Annotated in this window: 16 protein-coding genes; 9 read left to right on the forward strand and 7 right to left on the reverse strand. The window is 63.2% G+C overall.

Translation table 11 applies throughout. From position 1 onward, the window contains the following. The first annotated feature begins 108 nt into the window (after positions 1-108). The gene (locus BANT918_RS14585) at positions 109-1,935 is read left to right on the forward strand and encodes a flavin-containing monooxygenase (protein ID WP_101620941.1); all 1,827 of its coding nucleotides are present in this window, start codon (positions 109-111) and stop codon (positions 1,933-1,935) included. 295 nt (positions 1,936-2,230) lie between these two features. On the opposite strand, the gene BANT918_RS14595 is transcribed toward BANT918_RS14585, so the two are convergent. Both BANT918_RS14595 and BANT918_RS14600 read right to left on the reverse strand, forming a co-directional pair. Beyond that, on the reverse strand, positions 2,231-2,932 hold the full coding sequence (locus tag BANT918_RS14595; RefSeq protein WP_167389488.1) for a hypothetical protein: 702 nt from the start codon (positions 2,930-2,932) through the stop codon (positions 2,231-2,233). Between the two features lie 645 nt (positions 2,933-3,577). Then, positions 3,578-4,099, reverse strand: coding sequence for a TetR/AcrR family transcriptional regulator (locus BANT918_RS14600; RefSeq protein ID WP_101620943.1), 522 nt, complete (start codon positions 4,097-4,099; stop codon positions 3,578-3,580). Positions 4,100-4,185: 86 nt separating this feature from the next. Between BANT918_RS14600 and BANT918_RS14605 the strand changes: the two genes are divergently transcribed. Beyond that, on the forward strand, positions 4,186-5,742 hold the full coding sequence (locus tag BANT918_RS14605; protein WP_167389489.1) for an MFS transporter: 1,557 nt from the start codon (positions 4,186-4,188) through the stop codon (positions 5,740-5,742). An 89-nt stretch (positions 5,743-5,831) separates the two neighbouring features. Here the strand turns inward: BANT918_RS14605 and BANT918_RS14610 are convergent, their stop codons facing one another. Genes BANT918_RS14610 through BANT918_RS14620 form a run of 3 tightly spaced genes read right to left on the reverse strand, consistent with a single transcriptional unit; the run spans position 5,832 to position 9,032 of the window. Further along, entirely contained in the window at positions 5,832-7,379 is a 1,548-nt protein-coding gene (locus BANT918_RS14610; protein ID WP_101620944.1) for a tripartite tricarboxylate transporter permease, read from the reverse strand. A gap of 1 nt (position 7,380) precedes the next feature. Beyond that, positions 7,381-8,058 carry a tripartite tricarboxylate transporter TctB family protein gene (locus BANT918_RS14615; protein ID WP_101620945.1) on the reverse strand — a complete coding sequence of 226 codons (678 nt, stop codon included), beginning with the start codon at positions 8,056-8,058 and terminating at the stop codon, positions 7,381-7,383. Beyond that, positions 8,055-9,032, reverse strand: a complete 978-nt coding sequence (locus BANT918_RS14620) for a Bug family tripartite tricarboxylate transporter substrate binding protein (protein WP_233430525.1) — start codon at positions 9,030-9,032, stop codon at positions 8,055-8,057. Before BANT918_RS14620 ends, BANT918_RS14615 begins: the two co-directional genes overlap by 4 nt. A gap of 280 nt (positions 9,033-9,312) precedes the next feature. Between BANT918_RS14620 and BANT918_RS14625 the strand changes: the two genes are divergently transcribed. The 5 genes from BANT918_RS14625 (at position 9,313) to BANT918_RS14645 (ending at position 17,351) form a co-directional block, all read left to right on the forward strand. Next, a complete protein-coding gene (locus tag BANT918_RS14625) occupies positions 9,313-11,505 on the forward strand; it encodes a S9 family peptidase (protein ID WP_101620947.1) in 2,193 nt (730 codons plus the stop codon). A 399-nt stretch (positions 11,506-11,904) separates the two neighbouring features. Then, a complete protein-coding gene (locus tag BANT918_RS14630; RefSeq protein WP_101620948.1) occupies positions 11,905-12,891 on the forward strand; it encodes an ABC transporter substrate-binding protein in 987 nt (328 codons plus the stop codon). A 98-nt stretch (positions 12,892-12,989) separates the two neighbouring features. Then, positions 12,990-14,057 (forward strand): ABC transporter permease, encoded by a 1,068-nt coding sequence (locus BANT918_RS14635; RefSeq protein WP_101620949.1) that lies wholly within the window; start codon positions 12,990-12,992, stop codon positions 14,055-14,057. A gap of 5 nt (positions 14,058-14,062) precedes the next feature. Continuing rightward, positions 14,063-14,854: an ABC transporter ATP-binding protein gene (locus BANT918_RS14640; protein ID WP_101620950.1), complete on the forward strand. Its 792-nt coding sequence runs from the start codon at positions 14,063-14,065 to the stop codon at positions 14,852-14,854. A gap of 328 nt (positions 14,855-15,182) precedes the next feature. Beyond that, entirely contained in the window at positions 15,183-17,351 is a 2,169-nt protein-coding gene (locus BANT918_RS14645; protein ID WP_233430526.1) for a BCCT family transporter, read from the forward strand. On the opposite strand, the gene BANT918_RS14650 is transcribed toward BANT918_RS14645, so the two are convergent. After that, a complete protein-coding gene (locus tag BANT918_RS14650) occupies positions 17,310-18,341 on the reverse strand; it encodes an SUMF1/EgtB/PvdO family nonheme iron enzyme (RefSeq protein ID WP_233430527.1) in 1,032 nt (343 codons plus the stop codon). The genes BANT918_RS14645 and BANT918_RS14650 overlap by 42 nt on opposite strands. A gap of 129 nt (positions 18,342-18,470) precedes the next feature. On the opposite strand from BANT918_RS14650, the gene betC reads away from it, so the two are divergent. Further along, entirely contained in the window at positions 18,471-20,000 is a 1,530-nt protein-coding gene (gene betC, locus BANT918_RS14655; RefSeq protein ID WP_101620952.1) for a choline-sulfatase, read from the forward strand. Positions 20,001-20,256: 256 nt separating this feature from the next. Further along, positions 20,257-21,657 carry a TIGR01777 family oxidoreductase gene (locus BANT918_RS14660; protein WP_101620953.1) on the forward strand — a complete coding sequence of 467 codons (1,401 nt, stop codon included), beginning with the start codon at positions 20,257-20,259 and terminating at the stop codon, positions 21,655-21,657. Positions 21,658-21,689: 32 nt separating this feature from the next. On the opposite strand, the gene BANT918_RS14665 is transcribed toward BANT918_RS14660, so the two are convergent. Next, positions 21,690-22,919 (reverse strand): cobalamin-independent methionine synthase II family protein, encoded by a 1,230-nt coding sequence (locus BANT918_RS14665; RefSeq protein ID WP_101620954.1) that lies wholly within the window; start codon positions 22,917-22,919, stop codon positions 21,690-21,692. Positions 22,920-23,061 lie beyond the last annotated feature (142 nt).

The raw sequence follows: 23,061 nt of genomic DNA on the forward strand, positions 1-23,061 counted from the left end.
GAGTATAGGCGGGATGCACCTGACTGCCTATGCAACTCGATGCAACTCTTTCCCCGTTGCCACCCGGGGCATAGCTTGGAGGCACACAGCTCAACGAAGAGGAGTGACATGACAACGACGATTGACCGCCAGCAGCTCACAGCCGACGACATCGCAACCGGATGGTTCGAGAGCTTCGAATCCGCACTGCGCAGCCGTGACATCGAGACTGCGACAAAACTGTTCGGCGACGAGAGCTTTTGGCGCGACCTCGTGGCCTTCACCTGGAACCTCACGACCGTCGAAAACCACGACGGGATCAGAGACCTGCTGACCCAGAACCTCGCCAGAGTCTCACCCACCGACTTCGAACTGGCTGAGCCAGCAGAGACCGACGACGGCGTGACCACAGCATGGTTCACCTTCGCCACCGCAGTGGGGAGGGGCACGGGACTTGTCCGTCTTATCGACACAGGGGGTGCCGGCACCAAGGCATGGACGCTGCTGACCGCACTGCAGGAGCTCAAAGACCATGAGGAGCCTCAGGGCCCGCGGCGGCCCAAGGGTGCCGAACACGGCGTCGATCCCACGCGCAAGAGCTGGTCGGAGAAGCTGGCGGAAGAGGACGCAGCCTGGGGTGAGACCGCCCAGCCGTACACGCTTGTCGTCGGTGGGGGACAGGGCGGCATCGCACTGGGTGCACGCCTGCGCCAGCTGGGAGTCCCGGCGCTCGTCATCGATAGGTGGGAGCGACCGGGCGACCAGTGGCGATCACGGTACAAGTCGCTGTGCCTGCACGACCCGGTCTGGTATGACCACCTGCCCTACCTCAAGTTCCCGGAGAACTGGCCGGTGTTTGCTCCCAAAGACAAGATTGCCGACTGGTTGGAGTTCTACACCAAGGTGATGGAGATTCCGTACTGGTCGTCGACAACGGCGACCTCGGCGAAGTTCGGTGAGAAGACCAAGCAGTGGACGGTCGAGGTCGAACGTGACGGTGAGAAGCTCACGCTCAAGCCGACCCATCTGGTCATGGCCACTGGAATGTCCGGCAAACCCAACGTTCCGACCTTCCCAGGCTCGGACGTCTTCCAGGGCGAGCAGCAGCACTCCTCACAGCACCCGGGGCCCGATGCCTATGCGGGTAAGAAGGTCGTCGTCATCGGGAGCAACAACTCGGCCTTCGACATCTGCGGGGCGCTGTACGAGAACGACGCCGACGTGACGATGGTCCAGCGTTCGAGCACGCACATCGTCAAGAGCGATTCGCTCATGGATATCGGTCTCGGCGACCTGTACTCGGAGAAGGCGCTTGCCAACGGTGTGACCACGGAGAAGGCGGACCTCACGTTTGCGTCCCTGCCGTACCGGATCATGCACGAATTCCAGATCCCCCTCTACGAACAGATGAAGGAGAGGGACAAGGACTTCTACCAGCGGATGGCCGACGCCGGGTTCGACCTTGACTTCGGTGATGACGACTCGGGGATGTTCCTCAAGTACCTGCGCCGCGGTTCGGGCTACTACATCGACGTCGGCTCGGCGGAACTCATCGCCGATGGCAAGGTGAAGCTGGCCAAAGGCGACGTTGATCACCTGACCTCTGATTCCGTTGTCCTCGCCGACGGCACCGAACTGGCCGCTGACCTTGTGGTCTACGCGACCGGATACGGGTCGATGAACGGCTGGGTCGCCGACCTCATCGATCAGGAGACCGCGGACATGGTCGGCAAGTGCTGGGGCCTGGGCTCGGACACGACGAAGGATCCCGGCCCGTGGGAGGGCGAGCAGCGCAATATGTGGAAGCCCACTCAGCAGGAGAACCTGTGGTTCCAGGGCGGGAATCTGCACCAGTCGCGGCATTACTCGCTGTATCTGGCACTCCAACTCAAGGCTCGGTTCGAGGGGATCGAGACGCCTGTGTACGGGCTGCAGGAAGTGCATCACTTGGCGTAATGGGTGAGTCGGACTTCCCTGGCTGAGCGGAGTGAGTAAAGGCGGCGTCCCGGCGTCCCGGCGTCCCCGGCGTCCCGGGCGTCCGCGGCGTCCCCGGCGTCCGCGGCGTCCGCGGCGTCCCCGGCGTCCGCGGCGCCCCCGGCCGTCTCCGCCGAGTTGAGGAAGGTTTGGGCCGATACGGAGCATAAGTTTCGACCCATAACTTCCTTAACTCTTCCCGATCGGCAGAGAGGGCGTTCTGCTTCTGCCTCTGCTTCTGCGGTGGGAGCGGTTCGACTTCGGCTCTGCGACGACGTCATAGACCGAGATGGAGGCGGATCTTAGCTTCGAGCTGTCGGTAATTTGTCCGGCTGGTGACCTTAAGAACGGTCCAATCCTCATTTCGCAGAGCCTCATCTCGCTCGATGTCGTTCGTCCACTGTCGTTTTGACGCCCGGTGATGGTCTCCCTCGTACTCCAATGCGAGCTTCTTGTCCGGGTAGCCTAAGTCCGGTTCGACGATCCAGTTCAGCGATGGACAGTGGATCTGTGGATGCGCCACTGGTTCGGGGAGCCCAACTGCAATCGCCCACAAGCGGAGATCGGTCTCCGCCGGTGAGTCCACAGTGGGGCGCATCAGATCGATCGCTGCGAGGAGATGTGCTCGTCGGCGGAGGAAGCTGCGTTCGATCACCTGCGTCTGAAGCTCGTTGAGGTCTGCCTGTGGTCGACCGTGCCAATTGCCGATAGCGGCATCGCCGAGCTTGACCAGATCGCGCAGCAGCAGGTCAGGACCGACCCCTATGAATACGTCGACCGCGTCAAGGATCGGCAGATCAAACCACATCCTCTGAGAGAAGTTCTTGCTTCTGTGCAGTGTGATCAGCCGCTGGATGATCCGAGCATTCGGCTCTGCCGTACAGACATGAAGCTGGTCGGTCATCAGGTTCGTTGGCAACGGCCATCCATAGAGACGTGCAGCAAGTGCGTGGCCCGCGACGATCGACGGATGCTTCATCAGAGCGGCTCTGAACCGCAGCGCGTCCCGTTGCCAACTGTGATCGGCCCATATCGGTGTGCGGAATCGGACGAAGGTCTCACGGTCCATGCGAATTCCCGGCACAACGACCGGGTATCTGGGCGTGTGGAGCAGGCTGTGGCGGGTGATACCTCGCTCTGAGGCCTTTCGTGCTTCAAAGAGCAACGGGTAATCACGCAGCTCCCAGCGGTGGTCATTGAACATACTTGTCATGGTCGAGCGCGCCCGGCCAGGTGCGGAAGCCTGGCGGATGCCGCTGTGGACTGCGGTTCGGCATCCACAGGCAATATGCACGCGAGCCCGGTTGTCCGGAGGCTGCCTGTGCACACGAGTGGACGAGTCACGAACCGTTCTCACCGGGCGCTGGTTTCCTGCTGCGCTCCCGCGAATTGAGGAAGATTTGAGTCGAATCGGAGGCCAGTTTTCGGACCGAAACTTCCGCAGCTCGAAGTGCACGCCGGCTGCACCTGACGCATGAGGCCTCGACCGACACGGGGCGGCGTCAACAGGGTGTGGTGGTCGAGTCGAAGTTACGGAAGATCGCGTGTGGACGCGCAGCTGCGCCGAGGCTGTCGCGCCCGGAGGCTTTCGCTTAGAGCCCCAGTCGCGCCCGGAGGCTTTCGCTTAGAGCCCCAGTCGCGCCAGTACGTTCTTCACGTGGGCCAGGGCTTCATCCTGGGACAGGCCGAAGTTCTGGTTGAAGTACATGCCATCGCCGATGAGTTGGATCGTCATGGCAAGGTGCGGATCGCCGAGGTGCTCATTGAGCACGTCGAACCAGGCTTCGCGAGTCGCCCGCAGCGCGTTCTTCGCTTCCACGTGCTCAGGTGCCAGGCAGGTTGCCGCGATGAGGCTGCGATCGAGGGAAGTTCCGACCTCCGCCGAAGTCTCGAGGTAGTAGAGGTGGAGCCGTTCGCCGGCGGCCTTCATCGACTCGACATCGTCATCGACCAGCCTGCTGAGACGTTCGAGACTGCCCTTGATCAGCTCCGCCTTCGACCCGAAATGGTAGAGCAGTCCGCCCTTGGAGACTCCCGCCTTCGCTGCGACCGCGTCGAGTGTCGCTCCGGAAGCGCCGTGTTCGTCGAGCAGGATCTCGAACGCATCGAGGAGCTTGCCTTTGGTGTCGGTGGAGTTGCGTGCCATAGCGCCGAGCCTAGTCGAACCTCCCGGGCCGATCATTTCAGCCCTTGTCTTGTTCACTGTACCGTCTAGACGGTACAGTGTATTCCATGTTCACCACACAGACACCACACGTGCGCGCCGGCCGGCGCGAATGGGCTGGCCTGGCTGTGCTGATGATCCCTGTTCTGCTCATCTCGATCGACAACACCGTCTTGGGATTCGCGATACCGGCCATCAGCACCGGGCTCCATCCCACAGGCACCCAGCTCCTCTGGATCGTCGACATCTATGCGCTCATGCTCGCGGGTCTTCTCGTGGCCATGGGCAGCATCGGCGACAGGGTCGGCCGGCGCAGACTGCTGGTGATAGGAGCCTTCGGCTTCGGGCTGGCCTCGCTGCTGGCTGCCTTCTCCACTTCGGCGGAGATGCTCATCGTCTCTCGTGCGCTGCTTGGTCTCTTCGGCGCCACGCTGATGCCGTCGACCCTGTCGCTGATCCGCAACATCTTCGTCAACGACAAGGACCGCCGAGTCGCGGTCGCCACCTGGGCCGCCATGTTCAGCGGCGGCGCGGCCCTCGGTCCTATCGTGGGCGGAATCCTGCTCGAGCACTTCCACTGGAGCGCGATCTTCTTCATCAATCTGCCGCTCATCGCGGTTTTCATTCCGGCTGCCATCGTGCTGCTGCCGGAGTCGCGGGACCCGAATCCTGGTCGGATCGATCCGCTGTCGATCGTGCTGTCCATGCTCATGCTCGCCCCGCTCGTCTTCGCCATCAAGCACGTCATGGCAGACGGAGTGGATCTGGTCTTCTGGGCCAGCATCATCGTGGCCGTTGCCGCCGGGATCGGCTTCGTGCTGCGTCAGCTCGGCTCATCGAATCCGATGCTCGATGTCAGACTCTTCGCCAACAAGGTCTTCACCTCCGCTGTGCTGTCCAATCTGCTCAGCGTCATGGGCCTGGCCGGGTTCCTCTTCTTCGGCACGCAGCTGCTCCAGCTGGTCCTCGGCCTCTCGCCGGTCGAGGCGGCACTCGTCCTCGTCCCCGGGCTTGGCACCTCGATCGTCGCCGGCTATGTGGCGGTGCCGATCATGGTCCGTCTGCAGCCGCGAGTGGTCGTTCCCTGCGCACTCGTCCTCAACGCGATCGGCCTGGGCATCGTGGCCTTCACACCCGAGCATTCGGTGGCGGGAATGCTCATCTCGTTCCTCATCCTCGGCGTGGGCCTCGGCACGGCCGAGGTCATCACAAACGACCTCATCCTTGCTGCCGTGCCCGCGAACAAAGCCGGAGCCGCCTCGGCGATCTCCGAAACCGCCTACGAGTTCGGTTCGGTCATGGGCACGGCCGTCCTCGGTGGGCTCACAACCGCGGTGTACGGATCCCACCTGCAGTCCACGCTCGGTGCCAAGGCCAGCGGAGCCGAGTTCGAGACCCTCGGTTCAGCTCTCGAACATGCGAGTGCCCAGGGCGGTCGCCTCGGTGACCAACTCGCCGAGGCGGCTGTGGCGTCCTTCGATCTCGGCGTCCAGTGGGCAGCCGGTGGGGCGGTCGTCCTTGTCCTCATCGCTGCGGTCCTGACGTCCTTCGGTCTCAGGGGTGCGGGTCGGCTGCTGCCCGGAAGCGCCGAGGCGATGGACCGGGAGCCAACATCGGTCTCGTGAGCGCAACCGGCCGGTGAATGCGCCGGTGGCCCGGTCCGAACGAGATTCACCCACTCGGGCCGGGCCACCGGAGGGCCGGTCGCAGTCGATCAGCTCACAGTCGCGTCGACCGAATGCTCAGATCTGGCAGCGACCTTCTGGCGCCTCCGCGCCCGCACACGGCCGACGCCGGTGTAGAGCAGCGCGCCGATGAGCACGATGTAGAGGACGATCGTGATCGGTGAGGACACGAGCACCGAGACATCATTGCCCGAGGCCAGAAGCGCATCGCGCAGGTTGGTCTCGGCCAATGGACCCAGAACCATGCCGATCATGAGCGGTGCCAGGGGAACTCCGTAGCGTTTGAGCACGAAGCTGACGATGCCGATGCCCAACAGGATGAACAGCTCGAACGTCGACGCCGAGGTCGCGTAGATGCCCAGGCCACAGAACACCGCGATGCCACCGTAGAGGTAGGGGTCCGGGATCTTGAGCAGCTTCGCCCACAGCGGCGCGAACGGCAGGTTGATGATGAGCAGCACGACCATGGCGATGAAGAAGCTCGCCAGCAGACCCCACACCAGTTCGGGGGAGCGGTCGAAGAGCAGCGGTCCCGGCTGCAGGCCGTACTGGCGGAAGGCCGCGAGCATGATCGCAGCGGTCGCGGAGATCGGCAGCCCCAGAGCCAACAGAGCACCCATGGCAATACCGGTCGTGGCGCTGCCGGCAGCCTCGGGGGCGGCAAGGCCCCTGATCGCACCTTTGTCACCGAACGCCGGATCCTGGCGGCGGGCGTCGAGCTTGCGCTCAAGACCGTAGGCCATGAAGGTCGGCACATCCGCACCGCCGACTGGGATGACTCCGAACGGCAGACCGATCGCGGTTCCTCGCAGCCATGCGGGCACTGCCTCACCGAACTCCTTGCGGGACAGGAACGGTCGGCCCGAGGAGTTGATCGTATTGTCGTTGGCCTTCCGGCGGATCCGCGAAGCGATGTGGAACACCTCGCCCAGGGCCAGGATGCCCACAGTCACGGTCACCAGCGAGACGCCGTCGAAGAGCTCGGGGACACCGAAGGTGAAGCGCTCAGTACCGGAGACCGAGTCGATGCCGATGACGGAGATCCCGATGCCGAGCACCAGCGCCATGAGGCCCTTGAGCACTGAATCCGCAACGACCGAGGAGGTCGCGACGAATGCGAACAGGGCGAGGGCGAAGAACTCGGCCGGGCCGAAGCTCGTCGACAGATCCGCCAAAGCGGGAGCGATGAAGACAACGAGGAAGCACGAGATGATTCCACCGATGAACGCACCGATCGCGGCCGTGGCCAACGCCTGCGGCGCTCGCCCGTTGCGGGCCATCTTGTGGCCTTCGAAGGTCGAGGCGATCGCCGATGCCTGACCGGGAGTATTCATGAGAATAGCCATCGTCGAGTCGCCGAAGAGACCACCGAAGTAGACACCGGCGAACATGATGAACGCGGCAGTCGGGTCGAGTGCGAAGGTCATCGGCAGCAGCAGAGCCACCGCCATCGACGAACCCAGGCCCGGCAGCACGCCGACAGCGGTGCCGAGGAAGCAGCCGAGGATGACCCACAACAGGTTCATTGGCGTCACTGCATGGGTGAAGCCTTCGAAGAGAGACATCAGAGCGTCCATATCAGAGACCACCTCCTAAGATTCCCGAGGGAAGGTTGAGCCCCAGCATCACCGCGAACGCGATGTAGACCAGAGACGAGAAGGTCAGTGCCAGAGTCAGGTCGAACAGGGGCTTCTTCGAACCCATCGACCTGGCCACACACCAGAACAGAAGTGCCGCGGCGATGATCCAGCCGGCGAACTCGAGGATGCCGGCAAAGGCGGCGAAACCGCCCGCACCCCAGGCCAAAGACACGAAGTCCGAATGGGTGCGGTGGCGCGAATCGGCCACCCGTGCCTCGGCGAGGGCCTTGCGGTCGGAGCTCGGTTCATCCTCCTCATGCGGGGAGAGGCGCGAAGCCGAGACCGCCGAGGTGATCGGGGTGGAGAACGCCGTGTCCTCAGCCGTTTCAGCCGGGACCTCGTCGTCGACGTCGACGGGTTCGGGGTTGCGGATATAGGCGAGGATCAGCAGGAGCGTCAGCGAGTAGCCCACGATCATGATGATCATCGGGAAGAACTGAGGACCGGGCGGATCCGTGTCCGCAGGCACCTGCATCGTGAGGATGCCGATGAGCAGATAGGTGGAGAACGCGCCCATGATGAGTGGGATCAGCAGACCTGATCGTCCCTGCCACCAGGTTCCCGCGCCGAGGTGATCCGTCCTGGTTCTCGTCTTCGGTGACGTTTCAGCGCTCACAGTCCCAACTCCTTCAACAGCTTCTCGATCCGAGAGGTGTCCTCTTTGACGAACTCGGCGAGTTCATCACCGGTCAGCCACACGTCTGTCCATTTGTTGCGGTCGACGGCATCGGCCCACTCAGCGCTGTCGCGAGTCTGCTGGAGAATGTCGACAAGCTGTGCAGTCTCGTCCTCGCTGATGCCCGGCGCACCGAGGAAGCCGCGCCAGTTGGTCAGCGTCACCTTGTAGCCCTGTTCGGTCATCGTGGGAACCTCGTCGAATCCGGCGATGCGTTGTGGCGAGGCCACGCCGAGGGCTTTGACGCGCCCGGCTTCGATCTGGTCGGAGACCTCGTTGAAACCTGTGGACGCGAAGTCTGTCGTCCCCGAGAGCAGTGTTTGGATCGCTTCGCCGCCACCGGACTTCGGGATGTAGGTGATGCCGGAGGCGGGGATGCCGCCGAGCAGAGCCAATTGGGCGATCGTGAGGTGATCGACAGAACCTGCTGAACCGCCCGTCCAGACGAATCCTTCGGGATCCTTCTTCCACTTGCCGATGACATCGTCAATGGTGTTGTAGGGGGAGTCCGCGGCGGCGATGAGCACGTCGTAGTCCTCAGCGACCCGGGCGAGCAGGGTTGTGTCGTCGAATCCCACGGGCGACTTGTTGAGTGCGATGCCGCCGACCATCGCGGTGCCGGTGGCGAGAAGGGTGTCGGCACGGCCTTCCATAGTCGAGAACTTGCCGAGGCCGATGGTGCCGCCGGCACCGGGGATGTTGACGACCTGGGCATTGTTGGCGACCTTGATCGCGCGCATGGCCTGCTGGGTCTCTCGCGCGAATCCGTCCCATCCGCCACCGGCACCAGCGGGTGCGATGAGCGTGAGGTTGGAGGAGAGGTCACCCTTGGCGGCGGCAGACTTGATGGAGAATCCAGTAGCCGTCCCGATGGCTGCCACAGCGACGGCACCATAGACGATGCGGCCGAACATGCGCCGACTCGGATGTGGAGGTCCGGGCCGAGGATCTGCGCCAGTGTCTGAGGAGGATTGGTTCGTCATTGACCAAGCTTTCATTGCTGTTGTGAACTACATGTGAGGCTCGTCATAGCCTAGGTTGATGCGCGTCACATTTCGCGCTTGTGCGCACTGATCGCGTTCTGCTCATATTTCACGTTGTGCGCGTTCTGCTCATTTCGGGTGACGGTGGTTTCAGCGGCGACGGCAGCTGCGGTGTCAGCGGCAACGGCACTGAGGTAGCTAGGCTGGGGCTATGAATGACACCACTGCCCCTGTGGCCAAGAAGGTTCCCCACGAGCGGACGCACCACGGCCACACCTTCGTCGATGACTACGAATGGATGCGCGACAAGGAGTCCCCGGACGTCATCGCTCATCTCGAAGCCGAGAACGAATGGACGCACGCCCAGACGACCGCCCTCGCACCCCTGCGCGAATCGATCTTCACCGAGATCAAGACCCGCATCAAGGAAACCGATATGTCCGTGCCGACCAGGCGCGGGAGCTACTGGTACTTCTCACGAACGAAAGCGGGGCTCGACTACGGGATCAGTGTGCGCGCACCGATTGCCGACGCCGATGACTGGACACCACCCGAGGTCGGCGACGAACCGCTGCCCGGCGAAGAGGTCATCTTCGACTCGAACATCGCCGCCGAAGGACAGGAGTTCTTCTCCCTCGGCAGCTTCTCACTCACCGACGACGGCAGGTACCTGCTCGTCGGCGTCGACAACTCCGGCGACGAGCGTTACACGCTCCGGCTGCGCGACCTGAGCACAGGAGAGGACCTGCCCGACACGGTCGACGGCACCTTCGCCGGTGCCTCGATCGACCCCGCAGGACGCTTCGTCTTCTACACCACTGTCGACGACGCCTGGCGGCCGGAAAAGGTCTGGCGCCATGCGGTGGGCACCGACAGCAGCGATGATGTGTGCATCTTCCACGAACCCGACGAGCGCTTCTTCGTCGGCTCGGGATTCTCCCGCTCCGGCAAATACATGTTCGTCGTCACCGGGTCGAAGACCACCACCGGCTTCTGGTCGCTGGAGTCCGAAGACCTTGAGGCAGCACCGCAGGTGGTCTGGCCCCGTATCGATGGGGTCGAATACTCGGTCGAGCACGCGGTCATCGCTGGTGAGGACCGTTTCCTCATCACCCACAACCAGGAGCGCGACGACTTCGACATCATCGACGTTCCCGTCGCCGATCCCGCCGGAACCGGCAGTGAACCTGTTGACGCCGTCGACGAACCTGAGACCATCGCAGATCCGCACTCCGCCGGCCGTTCGCTCCTTGATGACGTCGAGGAGCTGCGCATCGAAGACGTCGACGCCTTCGCGGACTTCATCGTCATCAGCTACCGCCGCAGCGGCTTCGCACGAGTCGGCATCGTCGAACTGGAGACTCGAGACCAGGGTGCGGCGTCGCCCTATGGACCGTTGCGGGAGCTTCCCTTCTCTCGAGAGACCGGAACCCTGGGCTTTGCCGGCAACCCCGAATTCACCCAGACGAGCATCCGACTGCTCTTCACCTCCATGTCCACGCCCGCCGTGATCTATCAGCACAGCGTGACAGACGGCACTGACACGGTCCTCAAGCGTCAGCCCGTTCTCGGCTCCGTCGACCTCAGCAACTACGACGAATCCCTCGTCTGGGCCAGCGCCGAGGACGGGACTCAGATCCCGATCTCATTGGTCTACCGCACCGACCTCGTCGACACCGAACCCGCACCCATGGTCCTCTACGGATACGGATCCTACGAGATGAGCATGGACCCGTTCTTCTCCGTGTCCCGGCTGTCCCTGCTCGACCGGGGAGTCGTCTTCGCCATCGCGCACGTGCGCGGCGGTGGTGAGATGGGCCGACACTGGTACGACCAGGGAAAGACCTCGGCGAAGAAGAACACGTTCACAGACTTCATCGCCGCCGGGCGCCACCTTGTGACCGAAGGTTGGACGAGTCCGGAGAAGCTCGTGGCCACCGGGGGATCGGCCGGCGGGCTGCTCATGGGCGCAGTGACGAACATGGCGCCGGATCTGTTCGCCGGAGTCAGCGCACATGTCGCCTTCGTCGATGCGCTGACCTCGATCCTCATGCCCGAACTTCCGCTCACCGTCATCGAGTGGGAGGAATGGGGTGATCCTCTCCACGATGCGCACGTGTACGAGTACATGCGCTCCTACTCGCCTTACGAGAACGTCGCCGAGGTGGATCATCCGAAGATCTTGGCCGTGACCTCGCTCAACGACACCCGAGTCCTCTACGTCGAACCAGCCAAATGGGTGGCTCGCCTACGCGAGGTCGGTGCCGACGTGCTGCTGAAGACCGAGATGGTCGCCGGGCACGGAGGTGCTTCTGGCCGCTATGACTCGTGGAAGGAAACGGCGTTCGACTTCGCCTGGATACTCGACGTGCTGGGACGAGCCGACGTCGAGATCGACGCCTGACCGCGGCTGCGGCGTCCCCACGGCATCCCCGAGATCGTCAAAACAACATCACCGAGGCGTCACCCCAGCATTCCTGAGGACGTCACGACGGGCACACCTCGGTGAGACACATGGGTGTCGCAAGAGGGGGTGCGGGGGACGTTTGTCGCGGCAGATAACAATACTGGGACGATTGTCTTCAATGCCCTGTTTTGTTCAAGCGTGTCAGTGGCGCCCAATAGAGTGGAACACATCACAGGCGCACCCCGCCGGTCTGCGGAATCAGAATGGTCTGAGCCGCGGTCGGGTGTGGTTCGTCTGCAGTTCCACGGGGGCACCCACCGACGTGTCCGGCCGGGAACAGCACCAGAATTCGTTTCGGTTCCGCGCAGTTGAACCGATTATCCAAAGGGGAGAAGAATGCGTCTCAAACATCTGGCCACAGCGATTGTGGCAGTGAGTTCGGTTATTGCGGTCTCAGCATGTTCGGGTGGAGACAGCGCCAGCGGTGAGGGCGAAGGCGGCGATTCGTACTCGATCGGCATCTCCCAGTTGGTTCAGCACCCGGCGCTCGACGCGGCCAGCGAAGGTTTCAAGAAGTCCTTCGAAGATGCCGATGTCACCGTCGAATGGGACGAACAGAATGCCCAGGGCGAACAGGCCAACGCCACCTCGATCGCGCAGACATTCGCCAACAAGGACCTCGACCTCGCCCTCGCGGTGGCCACCCCCGCGGCACAGGCAGCCGCACAGGCAATCACTGACATTCCTGTGCTCTTCACCGCCGTCACCGATGCCGAAGAAGCAGGCCTTGTGGCGTCAAATGATGCGCCTGGGGCCAATGTCACCGGCACTTCCGACCTCAACCCGGTCGCCGATCAGCTCCAGCTCGTCAAGGATCTCAAGCCTGATGCGAAGACCGTCGGCATCGTCTACAGCTCCGGTGAGGTCAACTCGCAGGTTCAGGTGGACCTGGCGAAGAAGGCCGCGAAGGACATGGGTGTGGAGATCAAGGAAGCGACGATCGCCAACTCAGGTGAACTCGCGCAGGCAGTGGACTCCCTGGGCAAGGTCGATGCCTATTACGTACCGACCGACAACAATGTCGTCTCTGCCGTGTCGACGATGGTTCAGGCCGCTGAGAAGAACAAGGCGCTGCTCGTCGGTTCGGAAGCAGGCCAGGTCGAACAGGGCGCGGCGATCACTCGCGGCATCGACTACACGAAACTGGGCGAGCAGACCGGCAAGATGGCGCTGCAGATCCTCCAGGACGGCAAGAAGCCGGCCGATATGCCCGTCGAGACCAGCTCCAACCTTGAGCTTGTCGTCAACCCGAAGGCCGCGAAGGCGCAGGGTGTCGAAATTCCACAGGACATCATCGACGAAGCCGACAACGTCATCAAATGACTCGCTGGCACAGAATCACCCCGTGAGCACGATGGTCGCCGGCAATCCCGTCGGCGACCACGGGCCCACTCGACACATCACCACATGATCGGAAACACATGTTCGGAGCACTGGAACTCGGGCTCATCTACGCAGCGATGGCGCTCGGGGTCTATCTGACCTTCAAGGTTCTCAACTTCCCCGACCTCACCGTCGACGGAAGCTTCACCACGGGTGGTGCCACCGCAGCATCCCTGATCATCGCTGGGGTCAACCCCTTCCTGGCGACTGTGGCGGCCATCTTCGCGGGATTCATCGCCGGCTATATCACCGGCCTCCTCCACACCAAGGGCGGCATCGACGGTCTGCTCGCCGGCATCCTGACAATGATCGGACTGTGGTCGATCAATCTGAGGATCATGGGCAAGGCGAACCTCCCGCTCCTGCGAGAGGAGACCGTGTTCACTCCGCTGCGGGAGAACATGTGGCTGGGCACCTGGATCTCCATCTCCGTGCTCTTAGTCTTCACCCTGATTCTGAAATTCGCCATCGACTGGTTCCTCACCACCGACCTGGGACTGGCGATCCAGGCCAACGGCAACAACCGGCAGATGATCCGCAGCCTCGGCGTCAACACCGATAACACGACGATGCTGACCCTGGCTCTGTCCAACGGCTTCGTCGCACTCTGCGGAGCCCTCGTGGCCCAGTACCAGGGCTTCTCCGATATCAGTATGGGCATCGGCCTGATCCTCGTCGGCCTCGCCTCAGTCATCTTGGGCCAGGCAGTGTTCGGTTCCCGCAACATCTTCATGGCCAGCCTCGGCGCACTCATGGGCTCTGTCATCTACCGCCTCATCATCTTCCTGGCGCTGCGTGCCGGACTCGACACCAACGACATGAAGCTGACGACCGCGCTGCTCGTCGTGGTCGCGCTGCTGTTGCCCAGGTGGGGATTCCTCAAGCGAATACCGTCGCTGAGATCGCGCGGCAACCGCGCCTCGGCCAAGGCTGCTGTCGGCACGACGAACGATCCCGCCAACGAGGCGGGCGCCCAAGTCCCCGCGGGCACCACCGACGTTGCGAATGGCACCACCGACGTTGCGAATGGCACCACCAACGCCCCCGCTAGGGCGTCAACGAGCGCTGCCGGACCGACAGCATCGTCGAAGACGAAGGAAGGCTGAGGCACATGCTCAAGATCGACACAATCTCGAAGACCTTCTTTCCCGGCACTGTCAACGAACGCAAAGCACTGCAGACACTGTCCCTCGAACTCAGAGAATCCGACTTCGTCACCGTGATCGGATCGAACGGGGCAGGAAAGTCGACCCTGCTCAATACGATCTCGGGCCGACTTCCCATCGACTCCGGATCGATCACCATCGATGGTGCCGAGGTCTCCCGGATGCCCGAATACAAACGGGCCAAATACCTGGGCCGGGTGTTCCAGGACCCGATGGCAGGCACCGCTCCTGACCTCACGATCGAACAGAACCTGTCCCTGGCGCTCAAACGCGGCAAGTCACGTGGGCTGGGACGAGGAACCACCTCGGCGCGACGCGATCTGTTCAGAGACGAACTCGCCACCTTGGAACTGGGTCTCGAGAACCGACTCAAGACGAAGGTCGGACTGCTCTCCGGTGGACAGCGCCAGGCGCTGAGCCTGCTCATGGCAGGATTCACCCAGCCTCGGATCCTGCTCCTCGACGAGCACACAGCGGCCCTCGATCCGCAGCGAGCGGCGCTTGTGACGGACCTGACGAAGAAGATCGTGTCGAATGACGGGCTGACCACGCTCATGGTCACGCACAACATGGAACAGGCGATCGCTCTGGGTAACCGACTCATCATGATGCATGAAGGCGAGATCATCTACCAGGCCTCGGCCGAGGAGAAGAAGTCGCTGACGGTGAAGACGCTGTTGGGCGAATTCTCCAAGCTCAAGGGAGCAACCCTGGGGGATAGGGCACTGCTCAACTGACCGATTCGCATGGGTCGGCCAAGGCTGTGCCGTCCACGCGATCGAGTGCCGGCGTCTCCGGACATGGCACCGGCAAATGACAGAATTCCTTTGAGAAGCTCACAGGAAGCTGTTAAGGTCCGAAACTATGGCAAAAATCGGGACTTTCGAGGCAGACCACTGTGCTCGACCCCTTTTTGCGACTCGAACTGCTCCACATCCCACAGCCGGCTTTGCCAATGATTCTTGGGACGGTGCGGCGATCGGGTGGTGCGGTTCAGAGCCTTAGACCATGCTGGCAACTTTCGATCATCCGTTTCTTCGACGATTGAGAAAGGGCCATCGCTGCATGTCCGATGACTCCACACCCCGTTCTGAGAATTTCGGCTCAGGCCAGTCCGGAACCACCGCCCACAACACCACCGCCCATAACACCACCGGAGCCGACGCCGATGCGGCGGCAACGACCGCGCCGACGCTGGGCTCCGACGGTTCGGGCTCTCTGCGCCCCGAGCGCAGGGCCTCACGCGAAAAGCTCAAGGCTGATGCCAAGCGAGTGAGCCGGGAAACCGGCAAGAGCTTGGGCAAACTCGACTACCGTCGTCCCCGGCATCCCAGCGAGGACGAGCCGAATAACACCCAGTACCCGCACAACACCCACCCGATCCTCGTCCCGGGCATCGCCATCGATGAACAGCGTCGTCGCTATTCCCTGGACAAGATCATCTTCGCCGTCGCCGGCACGCTCACGGTCGCGTTCGTCATCTGGGGCATCGTCAACCCCGACAACGTCTCCACCGTCGCGACCGCCGCCTACAACTGGTCGACGATGAATGTCGGGTGGTTCTTCAACCTCGTCGCCATCATCATCCTCGTGGCCCTGCTCATCCTCGCGTTCTCGCCCTACGGCAAGATCCCCTTGGGCAAGGACGGTGAGAAAGCCGAGTTCAGCACCTTCTCGTGGGTGGCGATGCTCTTCGCCGCCGGCATCGGAATCGGTGTCCTCTTCTTCGGCCCATCGGAGCCGCTGACCTACTTCATCAGCCCACCGCCGATGACGAACGACCCGGAATCCACCGAGGCTCTCCACGGTGCGATGGCCCAGACCTACTACCACTGGGGCTTCCACGCCTGGGCGATGTACGCCCTGGTCGGCGGTGCCATCGCCTACGCCGCCTACCGGCGCGGGCGTTCGCTGCTGCTGTCGTCGATCTTCCAGACCCTGTTCGGCAAACGCCAGACAGATGGCTTCGCCGGCAAACTCGTCGACATCTTCGCGATCGTCGCGACCCTGTTCGGCACGGCCGCGGCCCTGGGCATCGCAGCGATGCAGATCGGCACCGGTGTGAGCATCGTGTCCGGAGTGGGACCGATGACGAACAATATGCTCGTCGTCATCATCTGCGTTCTCACCGTCGGGTTCGTCATCTCCGCAGTCTCCGGTGTCTCAAAGGGCATCCGCTACCTCTCAAGCATCAACATCGTCCTCACCGTGGGAATCGTGGCACTCGTGCTCTTCCTCGGCCCGACCCTGTTCCTGCTCAATCTCCTGCCCTCGGCGCTCATGGAATACCTGGGAACGATGTTCGACATGATGGGCAAGTCCCTGTCATGGGGTGCCGAGACACAGGAGTTCCAGTCCGTGTGGACGGTCTACTACTGGGCTTGGTGGATCTCCTGGTCGCCGTTCGTCGGCACCTTCATCGCCCGCATCTCCCGCGGACGCAGCATCCGCCAGTTCATCCTCGGCACGATCTTCATCCCCTCGACGCTGCTCTTCGTCGCCTACGGAATCATGGGTGGAACGTCGATCTGGATGTACCGCGAGGGAGCTGCCGGGTTCACCGACAGCATGGCGGCCCCCGAGGTGTTCTTCGCCCTCATCGACAATCTGCCCTTCGTCGAATGGCTGCCGTTCGTCGCGATCGTCGTGCTCGCGATCTTCTTCATCACCTCCGCCGACTCAGCTTCCGTGGTCATGGGAATGCTCACCAGCCGCGGCGATCAGGAACCGAAGAAGTGGGTCGTCGTGTTCTGGGGCCTCGTCATGTCCGGGATCGCGGTGGTCATGCTGCTGCTCGGCAATGCCAGTGCGCTGCAAGGGCTGCAGCAGCTTGTCATCGTCACGGCCGTGCCGTTTGCGATCATCATGCTCTTCATCATCGTCGCGTGGTTCAAGGAGCTGCGCACCGATCCGCTGGCGCTGCGGCGCAAGTACGCGCAGAATGCCGTTGAAAATGCTGTGGTCTCCGGTGCCGACCGCTTTGGTGACGACTTCGCCTTCCAGGTCGTACAGACTGAACCGGGCGACGGCGCCAATGGCGATATCGACTCCGAACACGGGGACTATACCGACTGGTACCAGCGCACCGATGAGGACGGCGAACCGGTCGGCTTCGACTACGAGACCGGTGAGTGGGCCGACGGGTGGACCCCTGAGGATGGGGACCCGGAGACCGATGCCGCCTCGGCGGACTCAGAGGTCGAGGGCCAGCCGGAATCCAGTGTGACCAAGTGAAGTGTCCGGGGTCGCGGCCGTACGGGCCGAGGTGCGATACCTCCGGCAATACGAGTCGTGACACATGTATGAGCCGCCGCGCAGGACACCGCGACGGTCGTGGGCACTGAACCTGCCGCTCGTCCACTCCCACACGTTGCCGGTCGTATTGTGCAGACCGTACCCGTTGGGAGGAAACGAGTCGGCGGGGACGGTGCCCACCGGCTTCGTCGGTCCGTTGGGGAAGACACCTGTGAAGGTGTTCATCCGGGCTTCGCCGTTCGGCTCGGGCACCGAGCCCCACGGGTAGGGCTGCTGCTCGAGGCCACCGCGGGAGGCGAACTCCCACTCGGTCTCGGTCGGCAGTCGGGCACCGACCCACTGCGCGTACGCCTCGGCATCGGTGCGGGAGACGTGGGTGACCGGATGCGTGGCCCACTGTTCGAGAGCCGTCCCGGACACGCCCGTCGTCCCTGGCGCTCCGGTCGAGCCGAGTCCGGCGGGCTGGAACCAGGTGGCACCGGTGACCTGGCGCCACCAGGGAGTAGCCTGCACAGTAGGGGAGGTCTGACGCAGACCTTCAGCCAACTGGCCAGTGAAGACCAAGGAGTCCCCATGAGTATCGGCATCAGTGCGATGGCCTGTCGCTGCAGCGAACACGGCGAACTCCGCGACGGTCACTGTCGTGGCACCGATCGCGAAGCCGTCGACGCCGACCTCACGGACCGGCCCTTCTCCATCCTCAGGATAGGCCAGCTGATCCTCGCTTCCCATAAGGAACGTGCCGCCGTGCAGACCGATCATCGCCAGGTCTTGCGGGGCCAGAGCAGCGAGCTCGGTCAGCAGCTGCCGGTTGGGAGCGGGCACGGTGGTCGATTCCCGGCCCGGCATTCGCACCTCGGCGGGGGATTCTTCTTCCGCAACACCCACCTCGGCGGGCCGCGGGTCGCTCTGGCTCGCTCCGACGGGCGAGTTCCGTGCCGGGCCGCAGCATGAGGCCAATGTCGCCACCTTCAATCCACATCTGAGAATCAGTTCACAAGAATCTACACACCTGCGCAGGTCGTCAACGCAGCTGACTTCGCAGATCATGCTTTCACAAGCAGACCATACGTTTTTGAGAAAGGACGTGACCAGCATATGCAACCGCCGAACATCGTAGTGATCCAGGCCGACCAGATGGCCGCACAGGCACTGGGGGCCTACGGAGACACCGCCGCACTCACCCCGAACATGGACTCCCTGGCCGAGGACGGAGCGGTCTTCGATCGCGCCTACTGCAACACCCCGCTGTGCTCACCGTCGCGGGCATCGATGATGACCGGGCGGATGCCCTCCGACATCGACTGCCTCGACAACGGCGATGACTTCGCCGCCTCGGTGCCGACCTTCGCTCACCGTCTGCGCAAGCTCGGCTACCACACCGCGCTCATCGGACGGATGCACTTCATCGGCCCCGATCAGCACCACGGCTTCGAAGAGCGCCTGACGACCGACGTCTACCCGGCCGACCTCGACATGGTCCCCGACTGGCAGCGTCCCCTCGATCAGAAACTCCAGTGGTACCACGAGGCCGATCCCGTCTTCACGGCCGGTGCCGCGAAGGCGAACGTCCAGCAGGACTTCGACGACGAGGTGATCTTTCGGACCCTGCGTCACCTCAACTCACGGGTGCGCGCCAATCAAGCGGCCGGTGAGAACCAGCCGTTCCTCATGGTCACCTCGTTCATCCACCCGCACGACCCGTACGAGCCGCCGCGGGAGAACTGGGACAGATTCGCCGAGGTGGACATCCCGGACCCAGCCCACCCCGAGGTGCCCGACATCGCCGAGGATCCGCACAGCCACCGTCTGCGCACGATGAGCGGGCTCGATAAGCGGGAACCGGGAACCGAGGACATCCGTCGGGCGCGCCGGGCCTACTATGCGGCTGTGAGCTACATCGACGACCACATCGGCAAGGTTCGCCAGCGTCTGCGCGAACTCGACCTTGCCGACAACACGGTCATCATCGTCACCAGCGACCACGGAGACATGCTGGGGGAGAAGGGGCTGTGGTACAAGATGTCGCCGTACGAGCAGTCCTCCCGTGTTCCGATCATCATCAACGGCCCCGCCGAGGCGGTCACGCCGGGTCGGTACGCCAACCCCGTCAGCCTCGTCGACCTGATGCCGACCCTGCTGGAGCTGGCAGGATCCTCGGACCCTGATGCGACCGGTCTCTCCCTGTTCGAGTCCGCTCGGCGGGAAGCCGCGGGAGAGAAAGAGCCTGCCGATCGTGACGTCATCATCGAGTACTTCGCCGAAGGCACGTACCGACCCCAGGTCACGCTCATCCGCGGACAGTACAAGCTGACGATCTGCCCAGGAGATCCGGAGCTGCTCTTCGACCTCGAATCCGATCCGGACGAGTTGGTCAACCGTGCCGGTGACGCCGCATACGCGGAGCTCGCGGCCACGATGCGAGCCGAACTCGACTCGCGTTACGATCTCGACCATCTTGAGGAGCACGTGCTGGGCAGCCAGTCGAGCCGCCAGCTCGTGGCCGATGCGCTCAAGGTCGGCACCATCCGGCACTGGGACTTTGATCCAGAACCAGAGAACGGCTACGTCCGCGGAGACTTCTGGGCCGCGTTCAGGTTCGGAAAGATCCCCGACACCACTGCCTGAGCGGGGGCACCCCGTTGCGCGCACGCCCGCACCCGCGCCTGAGCCGACGTCCGCGCTCGCGCTGAACCCACCCGTCGGGAGCCGACCCCAGCGTCCAAGGACGATGCTGTGCGGCCTGCTCCCGACAGTGCGGTCTGCTTTCGACGACATCGGACGCGGGTGGCTCGCCTCGGCGGGGATAATTCTCCCGGCATTGGGCGAGTTGTCGGCTGTACTCTCAGGCTCGGGTGGGAGGATCTTGGGTAGGAGGGATGTCATGACCGAATTTGACTGGACATCTGAAGTACCGCTTGCCGCCGAGACAACATTCCTGTGGCATGCACAACCCGGAGCCCTGACGCGACTGTCGCCGCATTGGGCCCAGGAGATAGTTGCAGAGAGCTACCCTCCACTATCACCTGGATCAGTAGCCAAGATGAAGACGAGTCTGCCCGGCAGCTACGGTCTCGTCCGGCGACCATTCAGCTCGGTGCATTCCGAAGGCCCCTCCCGGTTCTCGTTCGTCGATGAACTCAAGAAGGGCCCACTGAGCCAGTGGAAGCACACGCACGAGTTCTCCTCGGTCGCCGGAGGGACGAAGATCGACGATCACATCGAGTTCTCGATGGCTCCGGCGGGCTTTGATTCGATCGATCGCAGCCTCATCCACAACCTCGAGGCCACCTTCGAAGCCAGACGCCAGCGCATGCTCATGGACATTGAGTTCCTCGAACACATGAACGCACCGCTGATGACCAGGAAGAAGGGGAAGCGAATCCTCATCGCCGGAGCCAGCGGACTGATCGGGCAGCAGGTCGCCGCCCTGTTCTCGACCGCAGGTCACTTCGTGCGAGTGCTCGTGAGACGCACACCGAAGCTGCCCTACGAAGTGCACTGGAACCCGGACCTGGGAATCATCAACCCACGTGACCTTGCCTGGGCGGACGCGGTCGTCCACCTCGGCGGCAAATCCATCGCCACGAGATTCACGAAGAAGGCGAAGGAGGAGATCCGGTCTTCCCGGATCAATTCGACGTCGCTGCTCGCGGAGACGATGTGCGGCCTCCCCGAGGCGAAGCGCCCGGAGGTCTTCGTGTGCGCCTCTGCGGTGGGAATCTACGGCTCGGAGGCCGAGGTGCCAGTGGACGAATCCGCACCCGCCGGCGACGGTTTCCTGGCCGAGGTGTGCCAAGAGTGGGAAGACGCTGCAGCCCGTGTCGAGGACGCCGGTATTCGTCGGGTCTCGATCCGCACCGGAGTCGTGCTGACCTCTTTGGGCGGATTCCTCAAACTCCAGGCGCCTCTCTTCCTGGCCGGTGCAGGGGGCCGACTGGGAAGCGGCGAGCAGGGCTTGGCATGGGTCTCTCTCGACGATGTGGCCAGAGCATATGTGCACGCGGTGCTCACCGACTACGTTCGCGGGCCCGTGAATGCGGTGGCTCCGGATATGGTCTCGCAGGTCGAGTTCGCCGAGGCGCTCGCCGCTCACCTGCATCGGCCGGCCCGAGTTCCGACGCCAGGCTTCGTCACCGAACTGGTGCTCGGACGCGACGGAGCCAAGGAGCTGGCTCTGGCCGACCAGAAGGTGCTTCCGGAGAAACTGGAAGAGACCGGTTACCAGTTCGCCCACCCCACGCTGACCGCCTGCCTCGAAGAGGAACTCGGCGGCGGAGCGTGAGGTGGGTGAATGGGCTCAGATGGGGTCTGAGCTCAGAACCTCTTCGAGGCGATCTGGGCACCGGCGGTCAGTGACTGCAGCTTCGCGACGGCGATCTCCGGGTGGACGCGTCCGCCCAGACCGCAGTCGGTCGAAGCGACAACATTGTCGGGACCGACGAGCTTCGCAAAGCGCTCGATGCGATCGGCAACGAGTTCGGGATGCTCAACGACATTCGTGGAGTGAGAGACGACGCCCGGAATGATGTACTTGCCCGCAGGCAGCTTCGTGTCCTCCCAGATCCGCCATTCATGTTCGTGGCGGACGTTGGCAGCCTCGAAGGTGATGCCGGCAGCATTGAGCGTGAGCACCTGATCGACGATCTCCTTGAACGGCAGGTCTGTCACGTGTGGTCCGTGCCAGGAACCCCAGCAGGTGTGGACGCGAACCTGGGCTGGGTCGATGCCGCGCAGGGCGTGGTTGAGTGCATCGATGCGGACCTGGATGAATGAGCGGTAGTCGGCGAAGGACGGTTCCGGGTTGATCTGGTCGAAGTTCTCGGCCAGGGAAGGATCGTCGATCTGGACGGTCAGACCGGCCTTCGTGATGGCGAGGTATTCCTCGCGCAGCACATCGGCCCAGGCCCAGATGAACTCCTCATCGGTTGTGTAGTACTCATTGGCGATGCGGGAGGCCGAGCCGGGCGACAGTGCGTTGATGTACCCGTCGCGCTCGCCGTAGCCGGCGGCCGCGAGACCGGACTTGAGATTGGCGATGTCGCTGGCGACCTGGGCCTGGCCCACGTAGCTGATGGCGCTCGTGGCCTTGGGGAACTGAGGCTGGTCACCGGTGTCCGTGCCGGCATTGGCATCGCCGTAGACGCCGGGAAAGAGGTTGCGGTCGCGGCGGTCGCCGAAGCTGGTCAGGACCGTGTTGCCGGGTTCTGAGCGGACCGCCGGGGCATCCCACTTGTCGACGTCGTCGAGTTCGAGCCCACCGGTGCGGGCGAAAGAGTAGTGCCACCAGGCGCCGTAGTCGAAGTCCGCGGCCATCGAGTGGCCGTACTCCCCGTCATTGGGGATTGAGATGCCCAGATCCTTCTGGCGCTTGACGAGGTCGGTGACGCTGGCGGCGAGGAGTTCGTCGAACTCCTGCGTCTGCTCGTCCGAGACCTCTTCGCCGGCGAGGCGAGCGGTGTTCTGAGTCTGTTTGACCTTGTTGGCCGCGATGAGCTCGGGGGTGCGGGGTAATGATCCTGCGTGTGAGGTGCGGATCGTGGCCATAGGTGACTCCTCTGGTTGTTGCGCCGAATTGTTCTCCTCAGGCAATCACATCAGCGGGCCCGCCCGCGAGAGGATTGTCATGGTGGGACATGTGCAGCCGTTTTCACCTGATGAAAAGAATGCGGTCCTCGCCCTCACACAC

The organism is Brevibacterium antiquum CNRZ 918 (genome assembly GCF_900169145.1).
Classification (GTDB): domain Bacteria; phylum Actinomycetota; class Actinomycetes; order Actinomycetales; family Brevibacteriaceae; genus Brevibacterium; species Brevibacterium koreense.